The organism is Paraburkholderia strydomiana, from assembly GCF_031456815.1.
GTDB classification, from domain to species: Bacteria; Pseudomonadota; Gammaproteobacteria; order Burkholderiales; family Burkholderiaceae; genus Paraburkholderia; species Paraburkholderia caledonica.
In genome coordinates this window covers 13,786-38,596 of the sequence record NZ_JAVDVL010000011.1, presented here as the reverse complement: position 1 = coordinate 38,596, position 24,811 = coordinate 13,786, and the positions used below count along the sequence as shown (strand labels likewise).

Annotated in this window: 20 protein-coding genes; 6 read left to right on the top strand and 14 right to left on the bottom strand. The window is 62.0% G+C overall.

The window, feature by feature from the left end:
- Positions 1-7: 7 nt before the first annotated feature.
- Positions 8-1,282 carry a serine hydroxymethyltransferase gene (locus J2W46_RS25600; protein ID WP_087750785.1) on the bottom strand — a complete coding sequence of 425 codons (1,275 nt, stop codon included), beginning with the start codon at positions 1,280-1,282 and terminating at the stop codon, positions 8-10.
- Between the two features lie 531 nt (positions 1,283-1,813).
- Here J2W46_RS25600 and J2W46_RS25595 point away from each other — a divergent pair.
- Positions 1,814-2,809 carry a GlxA family transcriptional regulator gene (locus J2W46_RS25595; protein WP_020067498.1) on the top strand — a complete coding sequence of 332 codons (996 nt, stop codon included), beginning with the start codon at positions 1,814-1,816 and terminating at the stop codon, positions 2,807-2,809.
- Between the two features lie 96 nt (positions 2,810-2,905).
- On the opposite strand, the gene fdhA is transcribed toward J2W46_RS25595, so the two are convergent.
- On the bottom strand, positions 2,906-4,105 hold the full coding sequence (fdhA, locus tag J2W46_RS25590; protein ID WP_310357306.1) for a formaldehyde dehydrogenase, glutathione-independent: 1,200 nt from the start codon (positions 4,103-4,105) through the stop codon (positions 2,906-2,908).
- Positions 4,106-4,343: 238 nt separating this feature from the next.
- On the opposite strand from fdhA, the gene betI reads away from it, so the two are divergent.
- From betI to ampC, 4 genes are all read left to right on the top strand, one after another.
- Positions 4,344-4,937 carry a transcriptional regulator BetI gene (betI, locus tag J2W46_RS25585; protein ID WP_020067496.1) on the top strand — a complete coding sequence of 198 codons (594 nt, stop codon included), beginning with the start codon at positions 4,344-4,346 and terminating at the stop codon, positions 4,935-4,937.
- A 45-nt stretch (positions 4,938-4,982) separates the two neighbouring features.
- Entirely contained in the window at positions 4,983-6,452 is a 1,470-nt protein-coding gene (gene betB / locus J2W46_RS25580) for a betaine-aldehyde dehydrogenase (protein WP_310357303.1), read from the top strand.
- A gap of 11 nt (positions 6,453-6,463) precedes the next feature.
- Positions 6,464-8,230, top strand: a complete 1,767-nt coding sequence (gene betA, locus J2W46_RS25575; protein WP_310357300.1) for a choline dehydrogenase — start codon at positions 6,464-6,466, stop codon at positions 8,228-8,230.
- A gap of 98 nt (positions 8,231-8,328) precedes the next feature.
- Positions 8,329-9,510 carry a class C beta-lactamase gene (gene ampC, locus J2W46_RS25570; RefSeq protein ID WP_310357299.1) on the top strand — a complete coding sequence of 394 codons (1,182 nt, stop codon included), beginning with the start codon at positions 8,329-8,331 and terminating at the stop codon, positions 9,508-9,510.
- A gap of 93 nt (positions 9,511-9,603) precedes the next feature.
- Here the strand turns inward: ampC and J2W46_RS25565 are convergent, their stop codons facing one another.
- The 7 genes from J2W46_RS25565 to J2W46_RS25535 form a co-directional block, all read right to left on the bottom strand.
- Positions 9,604-11,022, bottom strand: coding sequence for an MFS transporter (locus J2W46_RS25565; protein WP_027804536.1), 1,419 nt, complete (start codon positions 11,020-11,022; stop codon positions 9,604-9,606).
- A gap of 192 nt (positions 11,023-11,214) precedes the next feature.
- Complete coding sequence (locus J2W46_RS25560) at positions 11,215-11,478, bottom strand: hypothetical protein (RefSeq protein WP_020067491.1); 264 nt, start codon at positions 11,476-11,478, stop codon at positions 11,215-11,217.
- Between the two features lie 64 nt (positions 11,479-11,542).
- Positions 11,543-12,199 carry a sarcosine oxidase subunit gamma gene (locus J2W46_RS25555; RefSeq protein ID WP_310357294.1) on the bottom strand — a complete coding sequence of 219 codons (657 nt, stop codon included), beginning with the start codon at positions 12,197-12,199 and terminating at the stop codon, positions 11,543-11,545.
- Complete coding sequence (locus tag J2W46_RS25550) at positions 12,189-15,191, bottom strand: sarcosine oxidase subunit alpha family protein (protein WP_310357292.1); 3,003 nt, start codon at positions 15,189-15,191, stop codon at positions 12,189-12,191. Before J2W46_RS25550 ends, J2W46_RS25555 begins: the two co-directional genes overlap by 11 nt.
- Complete coding sequence (locus J2W46_RS25545) at positions 15,188-15,502, bottom strand: sarcosine oxidase subunit delta (protein WP_020067488.1); 315 nt, start codon at positions 15,500-15,502, stop codon at positions 15,188-15,190. Before J2W46_RS25545 ends, J2W46_RS25550 begins: the two co-directional genes overlap by 4 nt.
- 28 nt (positions 15,503-15,530) lie before the next feature.
- The gene (locus J2W46_RS25540) at positions 15,531-16,775 is read right to left on the bottom strand and encodes a sarcosine oxidase subunit beta family protein (protein WP_020067487.1); all 1,245 of its coding nucleotides are present in this window, start codon (positions 16,773-16,775) and stop codon (positions 15,531-15,533) included.
- A gap of 95 nt (positions 16,776-16,870) precedes the next feature.
- Positions 16,871-18,265: an L-serine ammonia-lyase gene (locus J2W46_RS25535; RefSeq protein ID WP_310357289.1), complete on the bottom strand. Its 1,395-nt coding sequence runs from the start codon at positions 18,263-18,265 to the stop codon at positions 16,871-16,873.
- Positions 18,266-18,550: 285 nt separating this feature from the next.
- Here J2W46_RS25535 and J2W46_RS25530 point away from each other — a divergent pair, with 285 nt between their 5' ends.
- Complete coding sequence (locus J2W46_RS25530; protein WP_027804535.1) at positions 18,551-19,633, top strand: GlxA family transcriptional regulator; 1,083 nt, start codon at positions 18,551-18,553, stop codon at positions 19,631-19,633.
- 113 nt (positions 19,634-19,746) lie between these two features.
- On the opposite strand, the gene J2W46_RS25525 is transcribed toward J2W46_RS25530, so the two are convergent.
- The 5 genes from J2W46_RS25525 to J2W46_RS25505 all read right to left on the bottom strand — a co-directional run bounded on the left by J2W46_RS25525 (position 19,747) and on the right by J2W46_RS25505 (position 24,674).
- A complete protein-coding gene (locus J2W46_RS25525; RefSeq protein ID WP_020067484.1) occupies positions 19,747-20,691 on the bottom strand; it encodes a choline ABC transporter substrate-binding protein in 945 nt (314 codons plus the stop codon).
- A gap of 119 nt (positions 20,692-20,810) precedes the next feature.
- The gene (locus J2W46_RS25520; protein ID WP_020067483.1) at positions 20,811-21,809 is read right to left on the bottom strand and encodes a GlxA family transcriptional regulator; all 999 of its coding nucleotides are present in this window, start codon (positions 21,807-21,809) and stop codon (positions 20,811-20,813) included.
- A 7-nt stretch (positions 21,810-21,816) separates the two neighbouring features.
- Entirely contained in the window at positions 21,817-22,719 is a 903-nt protein-coding gene (choW, locus tag J2W46_RS25515) for a choline ABC transporter permease subunit (RefSeq protein WP_087750794.1), read from the bottom strand.
- Positions 22,712-23,893, bottom strand: coding sequence for a quaternary amine ABC transporter ATP-binding protein (locus J2W46_RS25510; protein ID WP_020067481.1), 1,182 nt, complete (start codon positions 23,891-23,893; stop codon positions 22,712-22,714). The genes choW and J2W46_RS25510 overlap by 8 nt, the downstream gene beginning before the upstream one ends.
- A gap of 463 nt (positions 23,894-24,356) precedes the next feature.
- Complete coding sequence (locus tag J2W46_RS25505) at positions 24,357-24,674, bottom strand: hypothetical protein (RefSeq protein WP_131320349.1); 318 nt, start codon at positions 24,672-24,674, stop codon at positions 24,357-24,359.
- Positions 24,675-24,811: the final 137 nt, after the last annotated feature.

Genomic DNA, 24,811 nt, shown 5'->3' with positions numbered 1-24,811 from the left:
GGTGTTCTTAGTAAATGGGGAAGCGTTCGCACAGCGCGAAGATCTCGCGGCGCACGCGTTGTTCGGTGGCCGCATGGCCTTCGGGGTGGTCGCGCAGCGAATCGAGCACTTCCACGATCAAGCGGCCCACGTCGCGGAACTCGTTCACGCCGAAGCCGCGCGTCGTGCCCGCGGGTGTGCCGAGGCGCACGCCCGAGGTGATCGTCGGCTTTTCCGTGTCGAACGGAATGCCGTTCTTGTTGCACGTAATGCCTGCGCGCTCCAGCGCCTGCTCGACCTGATTGCCCTTGAGGCCCTTCGGCCGCAAATCGACCAGCAGAAGATGGTTGTCGGTGCCGCCCGTCACGAGATCCACGCCACCCGCCTTCAGCACTTCGCCGAGCGCCTGTGCGTTGGCGAGCACGTTGTCGATGTAGGTCTTGAAGCCGGGTTGCAACGCCTCGCCGAACGCGACGGCCTTGCCCGCGATCACGTGCATCAGCGGGCCGCCTTGCAAGCCGGGGAACACAGCAGAGTTGATCTTCTTTGCGATGTCTTCGTCATTCGTCAGCACAAAGCCGCCGCGCGGACCGCGCAAGGTCTTGTGCGTAGTGGAGGTCACTACATGCGCATGCTCGACCGGATTGGCGTGACGTCCGGCCGCGATCACGCCGGCGATGTGCGCCATATCCACCATCAGCTTTGCACCGACGCTGTCGGCAATCGCACGCAGCCGCTTGAAATCCAGCGCGCGCGGATACGCCGAGAAGCCGGCGATCAGCAGCGCGGGTTTATGCTGCTGCGCAAGTTCTTCGATCTGCTCGTAGTCGATCAGCAGCGTGTCGCGGCTCACACCGTACTGCACCGCGTTGAACCACTTGCCCGACATTGCCGGCTTCGCGCCGTGCGTGAGGTGCCCGCCCGCGTCGAGCGACATGCCGAGCACCGTGTCGCCCGGCTTCACCAGCGCGAGCATGACCGCACCGTTCGCCTGCGCGCCGGAATGCGGCTGCACATTGGCGAACTTCGCGTTGAACAGTTGCTTGATGCGTTCGAGCGCAAGGGTCTCGATCTCGTCGACGTATTCACAACCGCCGTAATAACGTTTGCCCGGATAACCTTCCGCATATTTGTTGGTCAGCACCGAGCCTTGTGCTTCGAGCACCGCGCGTGACACGATGTTTTCCGACGCGATCAGTTCGACTTGCGACTGCTGGCGCTCGAGCTCTTTCAAAATAGCGCCGCGCACCGCCTGATCGCGCGTGGCGAGCGATTCTTCGAAGAAAGGATTCGGGTTCGACATGGAAGGTCCGTGGAATCGTTGACGGGAAGGCCCGGAAGCCGCGCTGACGCTTGGCTTGTGCGGCGCTTGGGCCCTGCTGCTACCGGCTTGCATTGCGTCTATTCTTGACGCTTGCATCGCGCGTCAATTTATGAATTCAGACGCGTTCTTTGCCTTTTCCGCCATGAGCGACCTTTTTCGACAAGTCGCCCGCGCGAGCCTGCCAATGTCGTGACCGGCGCCTCGGTAAGTACCCTGAGAGATGTCGTTCGCGCGGCCATGCAGAGGTCGAACGACCGTTCGATGCTGAAGGAATTCTGAACAGCAGCTAAACGCGATGCGCGGTTAAGGTGCGGGTTTTAAGCGTCGGTGGTGCTGCTGTGGTGCTGCTGTGTGCACTCCTGGTGCCGTTTCGCGAGCGTTCCGCGCACCGGCATCGACAACCAAGGGTTTAGCCTGATGGCATGGTAGTTGCGCTAGTACGCAAAATTGAAGAAGTCGCCGCTCCCCACGGCGACGCGACACTATAGATTCCAAGGAATCACTCCTCACATGTCCACCGATCGCACGGCGTCACTGTCGCATTTCGCCTTCATGCCCGTTCCGAACTTCACGATGATCGCGTTCACGAATGCGATCGAAGTACTGCGCATGGCGAATTACCTGACGGGGCAGACGCTATATCGCTGGTCGATCGTGAGTCCCGACGGCGGGCCGGTGGCGGCAAGCAATGGTTTGTCGGTCGATACGGGTCCCGTCGAATGCGTCGGCCAGCCGGATATCGTGTTCGTAATCGGCGGCATCGACGTGCAACACGCGACCACGCCGGCTCATTTGTCCGCATTGCGCCGTTTCGCCCGCATGGGTTGTGTACTGGGCAGCCTGTGCACGGGCACCTATGCGCTCGCGCGTGCCGGCTTGCTCGCGGGCTACGCCTGTGCGATTCACTGGGAGAACATGTCGGCGCTTAAAGAAGAATTCCCCGACACGCGTTTTCTGAAAGAACTGTTCGTGATCGATCGCGACCGTGTGACATGCACAGGCGGTGTCGCGCCGCTCGACATGATGCTGAACCTGATCGCTCCGCGCGTCGGCACCGCGCGCGTAACGCAGATCGCCGAGCAGTTCATCGTCGAACATGTGCGCGATACGAGCGCGCAACAGAAAATGCCGCTGGTCGCGCGACTCGGTTCGGCCAACAAGTCGCTGTTCGAAGTGATCTCGCTGATGGAGAACAATATCGAGGAGCCGCTGTCACGCGAGGAACTGGCAAGACTCGCCGGTATGTCGCAAAGACAGTTGCAGCGCCTTTTCCGCGAGCATCTGGGGATGACGCCCACGCATTACTATCTGACACTGCGTTTGCGACGCGCGCGCGAACTGCTGCTGCAAACCGATATGTCGATCATGAACATCACGATGGCTTGCGGTTTTCAGTCCGCCTGTCACTTTTCGAAAAGTTATCGCGACGCATTCGGCACTGCGCCCACGCGCGAGCGTCGCAAGCAATCGCCTTCGCTGTCTTCGGCGCCGGTCATGGCGGCCTGAAAAGCGCCCCTACTCGCCAGCGTCAAAGAAAAACGCGTTGAACGGAGATCCGTTCAACGCGTTTCTTTATGGACAGCCTCTAGCTTCTTGCGATGCTCACGCCGCCTTCAGCAAGCCGTGCGGATCGATAACGAATTTGCGCGGCGCGCCGCCGTCGAATTGACGGTAACCATCGGGCGCCTGATCGAGCGACACCACGGTCACATTAACGATGTCGGCAATCGGCAAGCGGTCCCACAAGATCGCCTGCATGAGGTTGTGGTTGTACTTCATCACCGGCGTCTGGCCCGTATGGAACGAGTGCGACTTGGCCCAACCGAGTCCGAAGCGGATGCTCAGACTACCCTTGCGAGCGGCCGCGTCGACGGCGCCCGGATCGTCGGTCACGTAAAGGCCCGGAATGCCGATCGCGCCGGCTGCCCGCGTGATCTCCATCAGCGAGTTCAGTACCGTGGCCGGCGCTTCCTCGTGCGAGCCGCTGCTTCCATGCCCGTGCGCCTCGAAGCCCACGCAGTCCACCGCGCAATCCACTTCCGGCTTGCCGAGAATCTGTTCGATCTGTTCGCCAAGCGTCGCATCTTTCGACAGATCGACAGTCTCGAAGCCCATCTTGCGCGCATGCGCCAGACGCTCCTCGTTCATGTCGCCGACAATCGTGCAGGCGGCGCCCAGGAGGCGTGCCGACGCGGCCGCGGCCATGCCGACCGGCCCCGCGCCTGCAATGTAGACGGTCGAACCCGGCTTCACGCCCGCCATCACTGCGCCGTGATAACCGGTCGGCAGAATGTCGGAAAGACAGGTAAGGTCGCGGATCTTCGACATGGCCTGCGCGCGATCGGGGAATTTCAGCAGGTTGAAGTCGGCGTACGGCACCAGCACGTACTCGGCCTGTCCGCCAATCCAGCCACCCATGTCGACATATCCGTAAGCGCCGCCCGCGCGCGACGGATTGACGTTCAGGCATACGCCCGTGTGCTGCGACTTGCAGGTCGGGCAGCGTCCGCAAGCCACGTTGAACGGCACCGACACCAGATCGCCGATGCTCAGCGTCTCGACGTCGCGACCCACTTCGATCACCTCGCCGGTAATCTCGTGGCCGAGCACGAGGCCCACCTCGGCGGTCGTGCGGCCGCGCACCATATGCTGATCAGAGCCGCAAATATTCGTGCTCACGACCTTCAGAATTACGCCATGGCCGATCGCGCGGTCACGTGGATCGACCATCTTCGGATAGTCGATCGATTGCACTTCCACCTTGCCCTGCCCGAGATATACGACGCCGCGATTGCTGCTCATTGAATGTCTCCGTGTCTTGTGAGAGACGCGTGGATTGTGTGCCACGCGCCGTTCAACGAGCGTAGCGCCCGCTGCAAGCAATCACCTGCATGGAACGCGACATGGGTTTGGCCGTAACCGACATGACCGCAGACGTCTGTTTTTATTGATTGACCGTTCAATATAAAAAACCTACCATGCGCCGGTTGAATACGCGGTCTGCGCCAGCCGCGAGTCGTCCAATCTTCACACCATCACCATGCCCAAGCTCGGAATGCGCGAAATTCGCCGCGCCCAGTTGATCGACGCCACGTTGCTCACCATCGACCAGACCGGCCTGGCGGGCGCGACGCTGGCGTCTGTCGCCCAACGCGCAAGCATTTCCACGGGCATTGTCAGCCACTATTTCGGCGACAAGGACGGCTTGCTGGAAGCCACCATGCGGCACGTGCTGCGCGATCTGTGGCAGGCCACTTCACGTCGGCGCCGCGCGGCGAAGGCCGACCCGCGTTCCAGGCTGCGAGCGGTAGTCGCCGCCAACTTCGATGCGGAGCAAACCAGCGCGCCCGTCATGAAGACGTGGCTCGCCTTCTGGTCGGAGAGCATGCACAAGCCGCATTTGCGTCGGCTGCAATACGTGAATACGCGGCGTCTGAACTCGAATCTGTGCGCCGATTTTGCGAAGGCGATGCCACGCGCAGCCGCGCGGAGGGCGGCGAGCGGGCTCGCTGCGCTGATCGACGGACTGTGGTTGCGCGGCGCGCTGTCGGGCGAACCGTTCGACACCAAAGCGGCGCTACGTGTGGCAAACGAATACATCGACCTGGTGCTGGCGGCGCGCGAATCGGCGTAGATCGGCCAGACAGGAACCAGCGATATCTTCACAAAGGAGCAAGTCATGGCGGTATTCGCAACGCAACGTCTCTATATCGGCGGCACCTATGTGGACGCGACCGGCGGAGAAACTTTCGACACCGTCGATCCCGCCAACGGCGAAACGCTCGCTACCGTCCAGCAGGCAAGTTCCGCGGACGTGGACCGCGCGGTGCAATCCGCTCGTGAAGGTCAGCGCGAGTGGGCCGCGCTCACGGGCATGCAACGTTCACGCATTCTGCGTCGCGCGGTCGACATTCTGCGCGAGCGCAACGACGAACTCGCCGCACTCGAAACGCGCGACACAGGTAAGCCGATCGCGGAAACGCAGGCCGTGGACATCGTCACGGGCGCGGACGTGATCGAGTATTACGCGGGCCTTGCCACCGCGATCGAAGGGCAGCAGATTCCGTTGCGGCCGACGTCGTTCGTGTACACGCGGCGCGAGCCGCTCGGCGTATGCGCGGGCATCGGCGCATGGAACTATCCGATTCAGATCGCATGCTGGAAGTCGGCGCCCGCGCTGGCCGCGGGCAATGCGATGATCTTCAAGCCGAGCGAAGTCACGCCGTTGTCGGCCTTGAAACTCGCCGAGATTTACACCGAGGCTGGCGTGCCGGCCGGCGTGTTCAACGTCGTGCAAGGCGACGGCCGCGTGGGCGCGATGCTCGCCGCGCATCCGGACATCGAGAAAATCTCGTTCACGGGCGGCGTGGAAACCGGCAAGAAGGTGATGTCGATGGCGGGCGCATCGTCGTTGAAAGAAGTGACGATGGAACTCGGTGGGAAATCTCCCCTGCTCGTTTTCGACGACGCGAATCTCGAACGCGCCGCCGACATCGCGATGAGCGCCAACTTCTTCAGCTCGGGCCAGGTCTGCACGAACGGCACACGCGTGTTCGTGCAACGTAGTGTGCTCGAACGGTTTGAAGCGTTGGTGCTGGAGCGTGTGAAGCGCATCCGCGTGGGTGCGCCAGGCGACGCCCGCACCAATTTCGGCCCGCTCGTTAGCGCGGCGCAATTGCAGAAGGTGCTCGGCTATATCGATAGCGGCGTTCAGGAAGGCGCCCGGTTGATCGCGGGCGGCAAGCGCCTGAGCGAAGGTCATTTCGGCCAGGGCCAATATGTCGAGCCAACTGTCTTCACTGGCTGCCATGACGACATGCGCATCGTGCGCGAGGAAATCTTCGGCCCGGTCATGAGCATTCTGGTTTTCGACGACGAAGACGAAGCCATCGAACGTGCGAACCGCACCGCTTACGGCCTCGCTGCCGGTGTCGTCACCGAGAATCTGGCGCGCGCGCATCGCGTGATTCATCGGCTCGAAGCCGGCATTTGCTGGATCAATACATGGGGCGAGTCGCCGGCCGAGATGCCAGTGGGCGGCTATAAACAATCGGGCGTGGGCCGCGAGAACGGCATTACCACGCTCGAGCATTACACACGCATCAAGTCCGTGCAGGTCGAGCTCGGTCCGTATCAACCGGTGTTTTAAGGAGCGCAGCCATGACTTCGAACGAATACGACTATATCGTCGTCGGCGCGGGCTCGGCGGGCAACGTGCTGGCGTCGCGTCTCACCGAAGACGCCGACGTCACGGTGTTGCTGCTCGAAGCCGGCGGCCCCGACTACCGCTTCGATTTCCGCACGCAGATGCCCGCCGCGCTCGCCTATCCGTTGCAAGGGCGCCGCTACAACTGGGCGTATGAGACGGACCCCGAGCCGCATATGAACAACCGTCGCATGGAGTGCGGCCGCGGCAAGGGACTGGGCGGGTCATCGCTGATAAACGGTATGTGCTATATCCGCGGCAATGCGCTCGACTACGATGGTTGGGCCACGCGGCGCGGTCTGGAAAACTGGACCTATCTGGACTGCCTGCCTTATTTTCGCAAAGCCGAAACACGCGACGCAGGCCCGAACGCCTATCACGGCGGCGACGGTCCCGTGCACGTGACCACGAGCAAGCCCGGCAATAACCCGCTTTTCGCAGCGATGGTCGAGGCCGGCGTTCAGGCAGGCTTTCCGCGCACCGACGACCTGAACGGCTATCAGCAGGAAGGCTTTGGTCCAATGGACCGCACTGTCACGGCCAACGGCCGTCGCGCCAGCACCGCGCGCGGCTATCTGGATCGCGCGAGAGCACGCGCGAACCTGACCATCGTCACGCATGCGTTGAGCGATCGTGTGCTGTTCTCCGGCAAACGTGCGGTTGGCGTCGCGTATCAGCACAACGGCGCGACAGTGAATGCCCATGCGCGCCGGGAAGTACTGGTCTGCAGCGGCGCGATCGCATCTCCGCAATTGTTGCAACGCTCCGGCGTGGGTCGCTCCATGTGGCTGCGTGAACTCGACATTCCCGTTGTTCACGATCTGCCGGGCGTCGGCGAAAACTTGCAGGACCATCTGGAGATGTACATTCAGTACGAGTGCAAGGAGCCGGTCTCGCTCTACCCTGCGTTGCAGTGGTGGAACCAGCCGGCCATCGGACTCGAATGGATGCTCAACGGCACGGGCATTGGCGCGAGCAATCAGTTTGAAGCGGGCGGCTTCATCCGTACACGCGACGACGACTTGTGGCCCAACATCCAGTATCACTTTCTGCCGGTGGCGATCAATTACAACGGCTCGAATGCGATCAAAATGCATGGGTTCCAGGCGCACGTCGGCTCGATGCGTTCGCCGAGCCGCGGGCGCGTAAAGCTCACATCGCGCGACCCGGCCGCACATCCGAGCATTCTCTTCAACTACATGGCCGATCCGCTCGACTGGCGCGAGTTCCGCGACGGCATCCGCATTACACGCGAGATCATGCGGCAGCCGGCGCTGGATCGTTATCGCGGACGTGAGCTGAATCCGGGCGCCGAACTGACCACAGACGCCGAGCTCGACAGTTTCGTGCGGGCGCGGGCCGAAACGGCGTTTCATCCTTCCTGCTCGTGCAAGATGGGTTATGACGACATGGCCGTGGTGGACAACGAGGGCCGCGTGCACGGCTTGCAAGCGCTGCGCGTGGTGGATGCGTCGATCATGCCGATCATCACCACGGGCAATCTCAATGCCCCAACTATCATGCTGGCGGAGAAGATCGCGGACCGCATTCGTGGGCGCGAACCGTTGGCGCGCGTGGACACACCTTACTTCGTCGCGAATGGCGCGCCTGCCAGGAAGCGTGAACGAGCGACCGTCTGCTTCCGCGTTCAGGATTCCGGGTTCCGGATTCCGGGTTTCCGTCCGGGCGGCGAGCTCTTGCCGCCCATAACTTTTTCTTGACCCTCTCGCAAGTTATCCTCGATTGTCAGCGCTCCGCGAAAGCCGGATAGTGCTGCGTCAGCACACCTGTCGATAACAATTCAAGGAAAACGCTGCATATGAAAGTAAAAGCCGTGAGCGTAATGGCGACCGCCGTCTTCGCGCTGACCGCAATCGCACCGGCAAGCCATGCAGCCGGCGAAGCCGGCGACACCGATCATGCGATCAAAACCGTAGTGGACTCGGCAATCGAACCGCTGATGGCGAAATACCATGTGCCGGGCATGGCGATCGGCGTGATCGCGAACGGCAAGACCTATGTATTCGACTATGGCGTGGCGTCGCTACAGACAGGCAAGCCGGTCGCGCAGCGCACGCTATTCGAAATTGGTTCGGTCAGCAAGACATTTACCGCGACGCTCGCCGCCTACGCGCAACTCAACGGTCAACTGAAGCTGTCGGATGAGACGCAGAAATATTTGCCGTCATTGCGAGGTAGCGCGTTCGGCAAGGTGAGCCTTCTGAACCTGGGTACGCACACGCCGGGCGGTCTGCCGCTTCAGGTACCCGACGACATTCATGACAACGCCCAGCTGTTGCAGTACTTCAACGCATGGAAGCCCGCGTACGCGCCCGGCACTTACCGCACGTATGCGAATCCCGGTATCGGCACGCTTGGTCTGATCACCGCCAGAAGCATGGGCCAGGACTTTGCGCCGCTAATCGAGCAGCACATGTTTTCCGCGCTCGGCATGAGAAGCAGCTATATCCACGTTCCCACGGCGAAAATGTCCGACTACGCGCAGGGCTATACGAAAGATGGCGCACCGGTCCGCATGAAAGGCGGCGTTCTCGCCGACGAAGCGTACGGCGTAAAAACCACCGCCGCGGACATGGTCCGTTTCGTTCAGGCGAACATGAACCTGATCGACGTGGACAGCAAGCTTCAGCGCGCGATTACGGCCACGCATACTGGCTACTTCAAGGCCGGCGTGCTCACGCAAGACCTGATCTGGGAGCAATACGCGTATCCAGTCGCGCTCTCCACCTTGCATGAAGGCAACGCGCCCGCCATGGCGGTCACCCCGACACCGGCCGCTGCGATCGATCCGCCGCTGCCGCCGCAGCAGAATGTGTGGATCAACAAGACCGGTTCGACGAATGGTTTCGGCACCTACGTCGCCTTCGTGCCGCAGAAACGCGTAGGCGTAGTGTTGCTTGCCAACAAAAACTTCCCCATCGAGGACCGCGTCAGCGCGGCGTATCGGATCATGTCGGCACTCGTCGCGAGCGCACAGTAGCGACGAGAAGCGCGATGAGAAGCGCGATGAAAAGCGCAATCCCGCCACGGTGCAGCGGACAGGCAACCGCTGCGCCGTGGCGGGCGAACGCTTCTACTCGCGCGCCGGACTGAGCACGCCATGCGCGTCGCTCTCCACGGCTTCCGACACAAGCGTCTCGAGCGCGAGTCCACGGGTTTCGATGCCGAGTATCCACACGGCGGCGGCTGCGATGACGAAGCACATCGCGCCAAGCGAGAACACGCCGCCCTGGCCGAACACCGGCAACACGACGCCCACTACATACGGCCCGATCAGCGAGCCGACACGGCCAATTGCCGAGGCGAAGCCCGAACCCGTGGCGCGCGCGCCGGTGCCGTAGAGTTCCGGCGTATAGGTGTAAAGCACCGCCCACATTGCAAACAGAAAGAACTGCATTGCAAGTCCCGCGCAGATCAGCAACGTGGGCGTCTGGGCGTGGAGCGCGGTTTGCCCGTACACGTAGGCCATTACCGCACTGCCCGCAAGCGACGCGATACAGGTCGGCTTGCGTCCCCAGCGTTCAACGAGCCATGCCGCGCAGATAAAACCCGGAATACCGCCGAGAGAGATCAGCACCGTGTACAACACCGACTTCGTCACCGCGAAGCCGGCCTGCTGCATCAGCGCGCCGAGCCATGACGTCAGACCGTAAAAGCCGAGCAACGCAAAGAACCACAGCGTCCACACCATGACCGTGCGACGCCGGTAAGCCGCGCTCCATATCTCGCGAAACGCGCCGGCGCCTTTGGTGGCCACCGGTTCGGCGAGCATGACCGGCGGGCGCAGGTGGCTCAGCCCCGCGGACTTCATGACTTTGACTTCGATGTCGGCAAGAATTTTGTCGGCGTCGCCGAGACGTCCGCGATGTTCGAGCCAACGCGGCGATTCCGGCACGATGCGTCGCACGACAAGCACGAACACGGCGGGAATCGCGAGCAACGCGAACTCAGTTCGCCAGCCGAAGGTCGGCAGCACGAAGTACGACACCACGCCTGCCGTGATGAAACCGAGCGGCCAGAAGCCGTCCATTAACGCGATCAGACGCCCGCGCGAAGAAGCCGGAACGAATTCCGACAGGAGCGTTTGCGCAATCGGGAACTCCATGCCCATGCCGAAGCCCAGCAGCACCCGATAGAAGATCAGCGCTTCGACACTCTGCGCAGTCGAACACAGATACGAAGCGAGCCCCCACAGCACCATGCTCCATTGAAACACCGGCCGGCGCCCGAAGCGATCGGCGAGCAAGCCGGCGACCGCCGCACCGCCCACCATGCCGAAGAAACTCGCACTCGCGACGAGGCCGGCGGTCGCCGTCGACAAACCGAACTCGGTCTTGATCGAACCGAGTACGAAGGTCATCGTGCCTAGGTCGACGGAATCGAAGAAGAACGCAATCGCGATAATGATGAAGATCGTCCGGTGATAGCCGGAGAACGGCAGCCGTTCGAGTCGCGCGGCGGCGCTCGCGCGAGACTGAGAAGCGGTAGGCATGGCATCCCCTGAATATTGCGGCGCGGCCGCGAGTGATGTTCCGATGAGCACATTCAGTAGACGCCGACATAAATCGGCGACATAGAAGAAATACGTCATCGGGATGGAACGGGGGCGTCGTTCAACGGTCGTCGCGCTGATAGGCCGTATCGGCCGCCGGCCGGGCGCGAGGCAACCGCTACGCGCTATACGCTATGCGCGCAGCCGCGCACGCGCCGCGCCTGCAACACGCGCGAGCGCATCCGCACTCAGCCGCGCGGCGATTTTCTGAACGTATTCGTGGTGGCGCGCCTGCAGCGGCGCGCCCAGTTGCTGTGCGAGTAGATAGCGAATCAGCGCGATGCGCCGGTGCCGCAGCAGCATGCTCTGATCGAGCAGCGCGAGCGCGGCATCGGCATCGCCTTGCTGGCATGCGCGCTCAGTGAGGCGCGCAGTGACGACACGGGTCGACGTCATGTGAGCCGGGCAGCGCGAAAGCCGCGAGCGGTCCACGGGAACAGCGCTCGCGGCGTTAACGCAGTCACGACATCAACGGCTCGGCTGCGTCGAGCATGATCTTCACGAAGTAGTCGGCAAAGCTGCGACGCACGATGATGTCGAAACTGTCGGCGCCGGTGGGCACCAGCGTCATCGACGCCTTGAAGTAATGGCTTTGCGCACACTGCCCTTCGCCGAACAACTTGGGATGCAGATCGAGCGGACAGCCGCGCGAAAGCACTTCACGCGCGCGCGCGCCGGTGATTTCGAGCACCGTATAGCCGCTGCCGATATCCACCGCAGACGCGAACACGCCCGCAAACGCTGCGCCAAGCTTCGCCTGCAACGGCGCAGTGCGCGTTGCGTCATGCGCGACGGCCGAGCGCACGAGCCATTCGTCCGGTCCGAGCCAGAGCATCTCGTAGCCGTTGCCGCGCGCAATCGTATTGGCTTTTTCCGGCGGCGGGCAACCGAGCACATTTTTTACCGCCTGCACGAATGCGGCGTCGCGCGTATCGCCTCGCACGTTCACGAGTTCGAGAAACGGCCGCTCGCTCAATCTGAATGCCGTGCTTGCCGTTGCCTGATGCTTTTTCAGCAGCGCATCCACGCCCACCAGCGGCGACTCCTGCCAGACGCCGGTTTGCCTGCCGACAGCACGATCCACGACCGACGTCGCCGTTTTGGTTTCATTCCACATGTTGACGCGCTCCTTCGCTGTCGTAGAACACCGAGCTGGTGATCTTCGCTGCAATCTGTTTGCCGCTCGAAAGCGGGACCGTGACCGTTTCGCCGATCTTCTCGAGACCGCCCTTCACGACGGCCATCGCAATCGAGCGCTTGAGAATCGGACTGTAGTAACTCGACGTGACGTGGCCGAGCATCGGCGCGGTATCGCCCTGGAACGGACCGGCGACAATTTGCGAGCCTTCCGGTATCACGAACGACGGATCGTCGGAGAGCAGCCCGACCAGTTGCTTGCGCCCCGGCTTCGCCGTGTCGGAGCGAGTCAGCGAACGCTTGCCCAGGAAGTCTTTCGACTTCGCGACGAGGCCGCCCATGCCGAGGTCGTAAGGCGTCATCGAGCCGTCCGTATCCTGACCCACGATGATGTAGCCCTTCTCCGCACGCAACACGTGCATCGTTTCGGTGCCATACGGCGTGATGTCGAACTCGGCGCCAGCGGCCATCAACGCTTCCCACACCGCGCGTCCCACATTCGCCGGCACGTTCACTTCATACGCGAGTTCACCGGAAAAGCTGATGCGCATCACACGCGACGCAGCACCCGCGACCGTGCCTTCGCGATAGCTCATGAACGGAAATGCGGCGTTCGCGAAGTCGATGTCGTGACACACCTTCTGCAAGACCTTGCGGCTGTTGGGGCCGACCACGGCGAAAGTCGCCCAGTGATCGGTGACCGACGCAAGACGCACGCGCATGTCCGGCCATTCCGTTTGCAGCCAGCGTTCGAGCCACGTCAGCACGCGCGCCGCGCCGCCCGTAGTCGTCGTCATCATGTAGTGCTGATCGGCGAGGCGCACAGTCACGCCGTCGTCGAAAATCATGCCGTTTTCGTCGAGCATCAGTCCATAGCGGCACTTGCCGACTTCGAGCTTGCTCCACGGATTCGTGTAGACCCAGTTCAGGAGCTTCGCCGAATCGGGACCCTGAATGTCGATCTTGCCGAGTGTCGATGCATCCAGAATGCCGACGCTGGTACGCACTGCGAGCGATTCGCGTGCGACGGCCGCGTGCATGTCCTCACCCGCTTTCGGGTAATACCACGGACGCTTCCAGTTGCCGACGTCCTCGAAAGCAGCGCCGTTCTCCACGTGCCATTCATGCACGGCCGTCTTGCGCACCGGATCGAGAAACTCGCCGAGTTCGCGGCCCGCGAATGTGCCGAACGTGACCGGCGTGTAGTTCGGGCGGAACGTGGTGGTGCCCGTCTCCGGAATCGTCTTGCCGAGCGCCTGCGCGAGAATCGCCATACCGTTGATGTTGCCGAGCTTGCCCTGGTCGGTGCCGAAGCCCATCGCCGTATAACGCTTCACGTGTTCAACCGACTCGAAGCCTTCGCGGGCGGCCAGGAAAATATCCGCAGCTGACACGTCATTCTGGAAGTCCACGAACTGCTTGGGCCCGCGCGTTGCAAGCTCGCGTCCGCCGACGAGCCACAGCGGCTCCAGCTTTGCTTCGCTGATTTCGGCGACCTGAACCGGGCTCGGCTGGGCGACGATATGGCCTGCGGCGCGCGCGGCCTCGATGCCTGCATCGACGGCGAAACGGATGCCTTGACCCAGCGTGAAATCGCCGTTGCAGGCGCCGACGCTCGTCTCCGCCTGCATCGCCTTGCCGGGCACGAAGCAGGCTTTCTCGTTATGCCAGTGCGCCTTGCCGCCCGACTGCGCGAACAGATGCAGCACGGGGCTCCAGCCGCCGGACATCGCGAGCAGATCGCACGGCAATTCGCTTTGCTTCGCGCCGGTCTTGCCGTTTGCATACGAAGCGATATCCACCGACGCCACGCGCAGTTTGCCGTGCGCCGCGGTGATGACGGCGCCGCCGATCACCTTCACGCCGTAGCGGCGAGCAAGCGCGGGCAGCGTGCCCTTCGATTCACCTGCGCGCGGATCGATCACCGTCACCTGCGCGCCGGCCGCTTTCAGGTCGAGCGCGCATTGATAGCCGTCGTCGTTGTTCGTGAAGACTACTGCGTTGCGGCCCGGCAATACTGCATAGCGATGCAGATAGGTCGAAACGGCTGAAGCCAGCATCACGCCCGGCAGATCGTTGTTGCCGAACACGATGGGCCGTTCATGCGCGCCGGTCGCGAGGATCACGCGTTTTGCGCGGATCTTCCACATCAGTTCGCGCGTGCCCTTGCGTTGCGACACGGGCAGATGATCGGTTAAACGCTGGGTCACCGTGACGAGATTGTGGTCCTGGTAACCGAACGCGGTGCTGCGCGTGAGAATCTTCACGTCGGGCATCTGCCGCAGTTCGTCTTCAATCTTGTGCACCCACTGCAACGCAGGCTTGCCGTCGATCTCCGCGCGGCACGACAGCAGCGAGCCGCCGAGTTCCGGCTGATCGTCAACCAGTGTCACGCGTGCGCCCGACAAAGCGGCTGCATGCGCGGCCGCGAGACCGGTCGGCCCGCCGCCCACGACCAGCACGTCGCAATGTGCAAAGCACTTGTCGTAGCGGTCGGCGTCGAGTTGCTCGGGCGCCTTGCCGAGACCCGCGGCGTCGCGGATCACTTCCTCGTACTTCGGCCAGAACTTGCGTGGCCACATGAAGGTCTTGTAGTAAAAGCCCGCCGGAATGAAGCGTGCGAACTTCTGATTGACCGCCATGCGATCTTTCTCGATGCTCGGCTTCGCATTCACGCTGTTCGCGACGAGCCCCTGATACAGCTCGACTTCGGTCGCACGCGCATTCGGCACCGTGTAGGCGCCTGTTTCCAGTTGCACGACGGCGTTCGGCTCTTCCACTCCGGCCGTAACGATGCCGCGCGGCCGGTGATATTTCCAGCTACGCGCAACGAAATGCAAGCCGTTGGCGAGCAATGCCGAAGCGAGCGTATCACCCTGATAACCCTGATACTGGCGGCCGTTGAATGTGAACGTAAGCGGCAATGCGCGGTTGATGCGCCCGCCATTCGGGAGTCGGTCTTTCTGGCTCATTGCGTCTTGCCCTCTTGTGCCTTGCCGTCGTTGCTATCCATCTTGAGCAGCGGACGGTCGAACGTCTCGTAGCCCTGGATCTCGTAGCTCACCGTATCGCGCTGCGCCTTGAACCAGCGGCGGCAGCCTTGCGTATGCATCCACTGCTCACGATGCACGCCGCGCGGATTCTTGCGCATGAACAGGTAGTCGCCCCACTCCTTGTCGGTGAGCTTCTCGGTATCGAGCGGACGCGCAATGTCCGCTTCGCCGCCGCAAGAAAATTCGGTTTCGGCGCGTGGCCCGCACCAGGGGCATTCGATCATCAGCATGTTTGTCTCTCTATCCAGCGCTAGTGCGTTAGTGGGCGACGGCGGCGGCGCCGTGTTCGTCGATGAGATGGCCGGTGTAGAAGCGATCCAGCGAGAACGGCGCGTTCAATTCGTGCGGCTCGTCTTTCGCGATCGTGTACGCATAGGCCCAACCGGAACCGGGGGTCGCCTTGAAGCCGCCCGTGCCCCAGCCGCAATTGAAATAGAGGCCCTTCACGTCGGTCTTGCTGATGATCGGGCATGCGTCCGGCGAGACGTCCACGATGCCGCCCCACTGCCGGTTCATGCGCACGCGCGAGAACACCGGGAACATTTCGACGATGGCTTCGAGCGTGCCTTCGATAATCTGGAAGCTGCCGCGCTGTCCGAAACCCGTGTACTGGTCCACGCCCGCGCCGATCACCAGATCGCCTTTGTCGGACTGGCTGATATATGCGTGCACGGCGTTCGACATCACCACTGTGTTCACGACCGGCTTGATCGGCTCGGACACCAGCGCCTGCAACGGATGGCTTTCGAGCGGCAGGCGCACGCCGGCCATGTCGGCGAGCGTGGAGGTATTGCCCGCCGCCACCACCGCGACTTTCTTCGCCTTGATGAAACCCTTCGTCGTATCCACGCCCGTTACCTGGCTGCCGTTACGGCGGATTCCGGTGACCTGGCAGTTTTGCACGATGTCGACGCCCGCCTGGTCCGCGCCCCGCGCGAAGCCCCAAGCCACCGCATCGTGACGCGCGACGCCCCCGCGCCGCTGAATCGACGCGCCCAGCACCGGGTAGCGGCTATTCAGATTGATTGTCGGCTCGAGTTCCTTGATCTGCGCGGGAGTGAGGAATTCGGCATCGACACCGTTCAGGCGGTTCGCATTCACGCGCCGCTCTGTGTCGCGTACGTCCTGCAACGTATGCGCGAGGTTCATCACGCCGCGCTGGCTGAACATCACGTTGTAGTTCAGATCCTGCGAGAGACCCTCCCACAGTTTCATTGCCTTTTCGTAGAGCGCAGCCGACTCGTCCCACAGATAATTCGAGCGGACGATGGTCGTATTGCGCGCCGTATTGCCGCCGCCGATCCAGCCTTTTTCGAGCACGGCGATATTACGCACGCCATGTTCTTTAGCAAGGTAGTAGGCGGTGGCGAGACCGTGTCCGCCGCCGCCGACGATCACCACGTCGTACTCGCGTTTGGGCTCGGGGCTCTTCCACTGGCGCTCCCAGTTTTCGTGATACGACATCCCGTTGCGCAAGAGGCTGAATATCGAATAGCGGCTCATCGTTGGTCCTTGTGGGTACTGTCGGTGCTTATGGTGCTTGTAGTGCTCGTGTGCTTGATGCCTGGTGCTTCATCACGACTCTGATAGAGCGCTGTTCAGCACTCGATGACGTTCACGGCCAACCCGCCGCGCGACGTCTCCTTGTATTTCGTCTTCATATCCGCGCCCGTCTCGCGCATCGTCTTGATCACGTTATCGAGCGATACGTAGTGCTGGCCGTCGCCCTTCATCGCCATGCGCGCGGCGTTCAGCGCCTTGATCGCGCCCATCGCGTTGCGCTCGATGCACGGAATCTGCACGAGTCCGCCGACCGGATCGCAGGTCATGCCGAGGTTATGTTCCATGCCGATTTCCGCGGCGTTTTCGACTTGCGTCGGCGTGCCGCCCATTACTGCGGCAAGCGCCGCTGCGGCCATCGAACAGGCCACGCCCACTTCGCCCTGGCAGCCCACTTCGGCGCCGGAGATGGACGCGGTCTCCTTGTAGATGATCCCGATAGCCGCGGCCGTCAGCAGGAAGTTGACGATGCCTTCGTCATTCGACGCATGCATGAACTTCACGTAGTAGTGCAGCACGGCAGGGATCACGCCTGCCGCGCCGTTGGTCGGCGCGGTCACGACGCGCCCGCCTGCCGCGTTCTCTTCGTTCACGGCCATCGCGTACAGGTTGACCCAGTCGAGCATCGAAAGCGGATCGCGCAGCGACTCCTCGGAGCGCGAGCGCAATTGCCCGCACAGGTCGGCTGCGCGGCGCTTCACATGCATGGGTCCGGGCAATTCGCCGCGCACCTTGCAACCGCGTTCGACGCAAGCCGACATCGCGCGCCAGATCGCGAGCAGGCCTTCGCGCACTTCCTGTTCGGAGCGGGACGCGCATTCGTTGCGCAGCGTCACCTGGGCGATAGAGAGGCCCGTTTCGCGGCACACGCGCATCAGATCGTCGCCGGTACGAAACGGATGCGGCACCTCGGCGCCCGCACGTACGCCGTTCACGCGATCGCCCTCGCGGTTCACGACGAAGCCGCCGCCAATCGAGTAATACTCTTTTTCGACCAGCAGTTGCCCATACTCGTCGAATGCCTGAAAACGCATGCCGTTCGGATGCACGATGCCCGAGCCGGGCGCACCCGGCATCAGCTTGCGAAAAAATCCAAGATGCTCGCGCTCGTCGAATTTCACCGGATGCTTGCCGAGCAGCGCGATCTGCTTCGTTTCGCGAATCGCGAGCAAACGCGGCTCGATCGTGTCCGGGTCGATCAGTTCGGGCAGGTTGCCTTCCAGGCCGAGCAGCACCGCTTTGTCGGTGCCATGGCCCTTGCCGGTTGCGCCGAGCGAGCCGAACAGTTCGACCTTCACGCGGCGCACGAAGCCGAGCAGGTTGGCGTCTTCGATATGCGACGCGAAGCGGCAAGCAGCGATCATCGGCCCGACGGTGTGCGAGCTGGAGGGACCGATACCGATCTTGAACAGATCGAATACGCTGACGTTCATGGCTAGCCTTGTGCGTTGCAATGCCTGGGTGGAGGGACTTACCTCGAAACAGGCCCTATTGCACCGCACGTCAAATTGGACCGATAGAATAAAAACGGCATGACAGTGGGATAGTGGCGTCAAGCGCACTGCGCGCCAAGCGTCGCGACGTATTTACGAAGGCTTCTGACGCATTTGCGACAGGCGCAGCCCCTGCGCCTCGCGATGCCGACGACACGTATGATCAGTGCCCCGGTGCATCCCGGTGCTATGCTTGACTCAACCTTTTTTGCTCTGGCTGCATGCATGAACTCCGCTGAACCGCTTCCCCTTCAATCTATCGACGGCACGCCGAAGCAGCGCATCCGCTTTGGCATCATCCTGCTGCCGAACTTCACGCTGACGGCGTTTTCGGGTTTCGTCGACCTGTTGCGCCTGTCCGCGGACGAAGGCGACTTCAGCAAGCCCGTGCGCTGTTCATGGAGCGTGATAGGGGAAACCCTTGCTCCGGTACGCGCGAGTTGCGGAATCCAGATCACTCCGTGGGAAACCTTCGACAACGCCGAGCCGTTCGATTACGTCGTCGTGGTAGGCGGCCTGCTGCATTCGGGACCGGCCGCGAACGACGCAACGCTTGCGTTCATACGCCGCGCCGCGGCGGCCGATGCAACGCTTGTCGGCATGTGTACGGGCGTGTTCTCGCTGATGCGCGCGGGCGTGCTCGACGGTCATCGCATTTGCGTAAGCTGGTTTCACTACTGGGATTTCATCGAGCGTTTTCCGTCGGTGAATGAAGAGGCGCTCGTGGCAGACCGGCTGTTCGTGATCGATCGCCGGCGCATTACGTGTTCAGGCGGGCGCGCTTCTATCGACGTGGCCGCGGCCATTCTTCTGCGCCACTTCGAAACCGCAACGGTACAAAAAGCGCTGCGTATTCTTCTCGTCGACGACATGCAGAAAGGCAATGCGCCGCAGCCGCATCCGCCGGGACTTGCACCTGCGGCGCACCCAAAAGTGAAGCGCGCAATTCTGCTGATGGAACAGCACGTGGGGCGTTCGCTTTCACTCGATGAACTCGCGCGCAAGCTGGATCTGTCGCCGCGTCAACTGGAGCGGCTTTTCAAGGCGCAAACCGGCAAGGCGCCGCAGGCCTATGCGAAGCAGGTGCGCCTGCGCACCGCTGCCTGGCTGTTGACCAGCTCGGACAAGACCGTGGCGGACATTGCATCGAGTTGTGGCTTTTCCGATGCGTCACATCTGGGCCGCGAATTCCGCAAACAATTCGGCTTGCCGCCGATGATGTACCGCGAGCAACGCGGCACGGCGGCGGAAGCGGAATATGGTGCGGATTTCGACGAGACGTTTCCGGGGCGGGCGCAGGCGATTTGAGGCCCTGTTTCAAGGCGTTTTGTCGATGCCCTTTGATTTCGTCCCTTGTTTAATAGCCTGAAACCTTGCAACAGGCGGTTTAGCGCCGCGTCAAGCGGCGCCAAAAGCCGATATCACTTCCCCGCCACATACGCCTTCACTGCCGGCAAACCATCCTTGCCGTCGAACGTCTTCACGCCTGCGAGCCACTGGTCGAGCACTGCGGGATTCGCCTTCAACCACTCGCGCGCGGCCTTGTTGGGGTCCGTCTTATTCATGATCGGCAGCATCACGTGATTCTCGATGTCGGTCGTGAAATGCAGGTTCGACACGAGTTTCGCGACGTTCGGGCAGCGTGTCGAGTAATCGGTCGGCGTAACCGTCATGACCTTGGCCTCGCCGTAGTTCGGACCGAACACGTCGTCGCCGCCGGACAGATAATCGATTTTCATCTGCACGTTCATCGGATGCGGTTCCCAGCCGAGGAACACGATCGGCTTCTTGTCGCGGATCGCGCGGTTCACCTCCACCAGCATGCCCGCCTCGCTCGACTCCACGAGCTTGAACTTGCCGAGCCCATACTGGTTGCTGTCAATCATCTTCTTGATCAACGCATTGCCGTCGTTACCCGGCTCGATGCCATAGATCTTGCCGCCGAGCTTGTCGTAGTTCTTCGCGATGTCGGTGAACGTCTTGATACCTGCCTGATACGCGTAGTCCGGCACGGCAAGCGTGTACTTTGCGCCCGTCAGGTTCGGCGTCGGCAGCACGCTCAGCTGACCGGCCTTTTTGAACGGATCGATCATCGGGTCCATGGTCGGCGACCAGTAGCCGAGGAATACGTCGATCTGCTTGCTCTTCACACCGGCAAAGGTGATCGGCACAGAGGCGATCGTCTTGGTCGGCTTGTAGCCGAGTCCTTCGAGCACCGTCGATGCAAGCCCTGTCGTAGCGGCGATATCGGTCCAGCCGACGTCGGCGAAGCGGACGTCGCGGCATGTAGCGGGTTCGGCGGCGAAAGCCGAAGGAACGGACGACACAGACAGCGCGCACAACGACGCAGCCCACAAACGTTTCATGGCGTTTCCTCAGGGTGATTGAATGCTTGACTGGCTTATTACACTGACTTTTTCGACGCCGCCTGTTGCGCATCGAGGCACGCGCGAACGCACGTCACCGAACTTGAAGCACGAACCTCCTACGCTGACAGTCGCCGCTCGACGCTCGGCGCATGACCGAATTGCGCGCGATATGCTTTGCTGAAATGGCACGGCGAATGGAAGCCGCAAACGGCCGTGACGCGCGCGATCGAAGCGTCGGTATTGCGCAGCAGTTCGCGCGCTCGCCGCAGGCGCAACGTGAGGTAATAGTGAGTCGGCGATACGCTTAGGAACATCTTGAACATGCGCTGCAAATGGCGCTGCGACAGATGCACGAGCCGCGCGAGTTCGTCGAGCGATAAAGGCTCTTCGATATTCGCCTCCATCAGTCGAACGACCTCGATGAGTTCGGCACGCGAAAAACCGACGCGGGCGTCGACTGGTATGTGCTGATAGTCGGTCGAGCCGCGTATTCTTTCCACGATGAACTGCTCCGACACCTGCGCCGCGACCGGATGACCGAGCCGCATGGCAACCAGTTTCAGCATCAGATCGAGCGGCGCGGTGCCGCCCGTGCAGGTCATGCGGTCGCGGTCGATCACGAAGAGCTCGTCGGCGAAACGCACATGCGGGTAGCTCTTGTGCAGCGGCGACATATCTTCCCAATGCACGGTACAGCGATAGCCGTCGAGCAGCCCGGCTGCGAGTAGCGCATACGGTCCCGTGCAAATGCCGCCGAGCGGTATGTTCTGGGCCGCCACGTCGCGCAGCAAACCGATCACCGTTTCGTTGACGTAATCGCGCACGTGCCAGCCCGCGCAGACGATCAGCACGTCCGGCATGCCGGCTTGCGCGAGCGTCGTGGTGGGCTTCACGGTAATACCGTTGCTCGCCCGCGCCGGCTCGCCGTCCGGCGTGATCACGGACCACCTGTAATGCTCCGCGCGGCCCACGTAGTTGGCCATGCGGAGCACCTCGACCGCGCTCGTGAACGCGATCATCGAAAAGTTCGGCAGCGTCAGAAAGCCGACGTGCGCGAGCCGGGAAAGCGGCGAATCTGAAGGGGCCTCGACCTGGGTGATCGCGTCGCGCTTCATGTGCGGCTCAGCTGTGCTGCGCCGCCGGCGCGCGGCGCACCTTCATCACACTGCGCAAGCCCGAGAGAAGCGGCGCACGCGCCATGCCGGGCGAGCGGCCAAAGCTCTCCGTGATACGGTCCAGAATGATCGCGAGCATCACGACAGAAAGTCCGCTTTCGAAGCCGAGCCCGATGTCGAGCCGCTGAATACTGGCGAGCACGTCGTTGCCAAGCCCGCCCGCGCCGACCATCGACGCAATGATCACCATCGAGAGCGCCATCATGATGGTCTGATTCACGCCGGTCATGATCGAAGGCAGCGCATTGGGAAACTGCACCTTGTAGAGCAATTGCCACGGCGTGCAACCGAACGCCTGCCCTGCTTCGACGATCTCGCGGTTCACGTGCTTGATGCCGAGCGACGTGAGACGCACCGCGGGCGGCATGGCGAAGATCACCGTGGAAAGAATGCCGGGCACGCGGCCGAGGCCGAAAAGCATCGCGGCCGGAATCAGGTAGACGAACGCGGGCATGGTCTGCATCAGGTCGAGCACGGGACGCACGATCATTTCGACGGTCCGGCTTTTCGCGGTCCAGATGCCGAGCGGCACGCCGAGCAGGAGGCTGATCAACGTGGACGACAGCGTGAGACCGAGCGTGATCACCATCTGATCCCAGAACCCGGTGCCGTAGATCAGCAGCATCGCCAGCAAGGTGAAGAGCGCGAAACGCCAGCCCACCCGCCACAATCCTATGCCGACGAAGAACGCCATCAGCGCCCACATGGGAACAGCTTGCAGGCCTTGTTCGATCAGCGCCGCAAAACCCTCGATGACTTTGCCGATGGAATCGAAAGTCTTGGCGTCGTGGTCGAGCAGGTAGTGGACGCCGTGGTCGACCCAGGCGCCAAGTGGAATGACTTCAGACATGGGAACCTCGATGGCGCGTAAGAACGTGCAACACGTTCGTCTTGTTGACCGAACCACAGTAGGAGCCGTCTGCTTCGACGACCGGCAAAGGCGCGCGGCTCGCGACCACGCGTTCGACCACATCGTCTAGCGGTGTGGTGCGTCGAATGCATTCGACGTAGTTCAGTTTCGCCGACGCGCTGCCTGTTTCGTCGCGGCACACGAAGCCGCGAATCTTGCGTTCGCTGTCGAGCACGAACGCATAGTCGGCGCTGCCGTTCAGGGTGGCGGCCACGCTCGACGCGTCGATCTGCGGCGAATGCGAATGCATCAGCGGCACGGCGTCGGTCTGCATCAGGTCGCCGGCCGTCAGATAACGGCTGGTGTCGATGCCTTCGAAGAAAGCGCGCACGTAATCGTCGGCGGGATTGGTGATGATTTCCTGCGGCGTGCCGATCTGCACCACCTTGCCGCCTTCCATGATCGCGATGCGTGTGCCGATCCGCATGGCTTCTTCAAGATCGTGCGACACGAACAGGATCGTGCGCTGCTGCTCGCGTTGCAGATCGAGCAGCACGTTCTGCATTTCCTTGCGCTTTAACGGGTCGAGTGCGGAGAACGCTTCGTCCATGATCATCAACGACGGGTTGACCGCGAGTGCCCGCGCAAGTCCCACGCGTTGCTGCATGCCGCCCGACAGTTGTGCCGGCAGCTTCGCCGCGAACGGCGCGAGGCCGACCTGCTCGAGCACGGTCATCGCGCGCGCTTCGCGTTCTTTGCGGCTGACGCCTGCCACTTCGAGCCCAAACGCTGCGTTCGACAGCACAGTGCGTTGCGGCATCAGCGCAAACGACTGGAACACCATGCTCATGTCCTTGCGGCGCAGCGCGGTCAATTCGGCGCGCGGCACGCTGGCCACGTCGCGCCCATCGATCAGCACCTTGCCCGCCGACGGTTCCACGAGCCGGTTGATCAGGCGGATCAGCGTCGACTTGCCGGAGCCCGAGAGCCCCATCAGCACGAAGATCTCGCCTTCCTTGACTTCGAAGGATACGTTGTGAACGCCGACGATCTGACCGGTCCGCGCGAAGACTTCTTCTTTCGTCGCGCCGCCCGCCAGCATGGCGAGCGCCTGTTTCGGGTTAGTGCCGAACACCTTGCACAGCCCTTCGACCACGACCTTGGGGGAATTCATTGAATGCTCTCCTATGTCGGCCAGAGTTTGTGCAAAACACTTACCCTGGTCCCATGCAAAGCTGCGAGCGGACGTCGTCCGCGCTGTGCATACATAGTTGCCAGAAAAAAGTACGCCTAGCCGACTATTTGCGACAACCACATGAGGAAATACGACACTCATGTCGCACGGACGAAGTTTAGCCGCCGCGAAAGCCTTGATGGGTAAGGGTTTCGCCGATATGGAAAGCGCCAGGCGAAGATGTCGCTACAAGCCAAATGTAGGGTTTTGAGAGCAGAAAAAACGCCGTGCGACGATCAGATGCGCTGGTGTCGCCGCGTAATACCGAGTTTTCTCTGGCGGCTAGTTGCGTGTTATTCGTCAGTGGAAACGATAGTTGGCGCCACGCGCGCCGTCCGAACGAGCATTGCGCCGGACAGCATCGATATCGCGCTGCCCGGTGGCACGAATTACGGGTTAATGCTTACTGGCTCGCGCCTGTGCCTATGCCCGCCTTCTTCTGCGCATTTTGCAGATCGGTCGGATAGTTCGGGTCGTTCCGCGACGGCTGATAGCCTGCGTCCTCCAGCTTCTTGAGCTCTGCATTCTTCTTTGCGCGAGCCTGCTTGCGGGCCGCTTTACGCTCGGCCTTGGTCGGCTTGGCGGCGCTGGCGCCGCCGGGTTGCGCGGTCTGTGCGTCTGTATCGGTCGTGGTTTGCGCGGCGGCGAGTGGCATACCGGCTGCGACCATCGCGGTAACCGCAAAGCCCAGCATGATCTGTTTGATGGCAACGCCCTTCATGGCTGACTCCCTCTTAAGTTGGCAAGTGCATTCAAGGTTATGTGCGACTCATCGTTCTTCGGCGGATCGTGCGCGATGCAACGCACGGTTCGCCGTTGAGAGCTTAATGCCAAACTGCATATGGCGCACTGATGCCT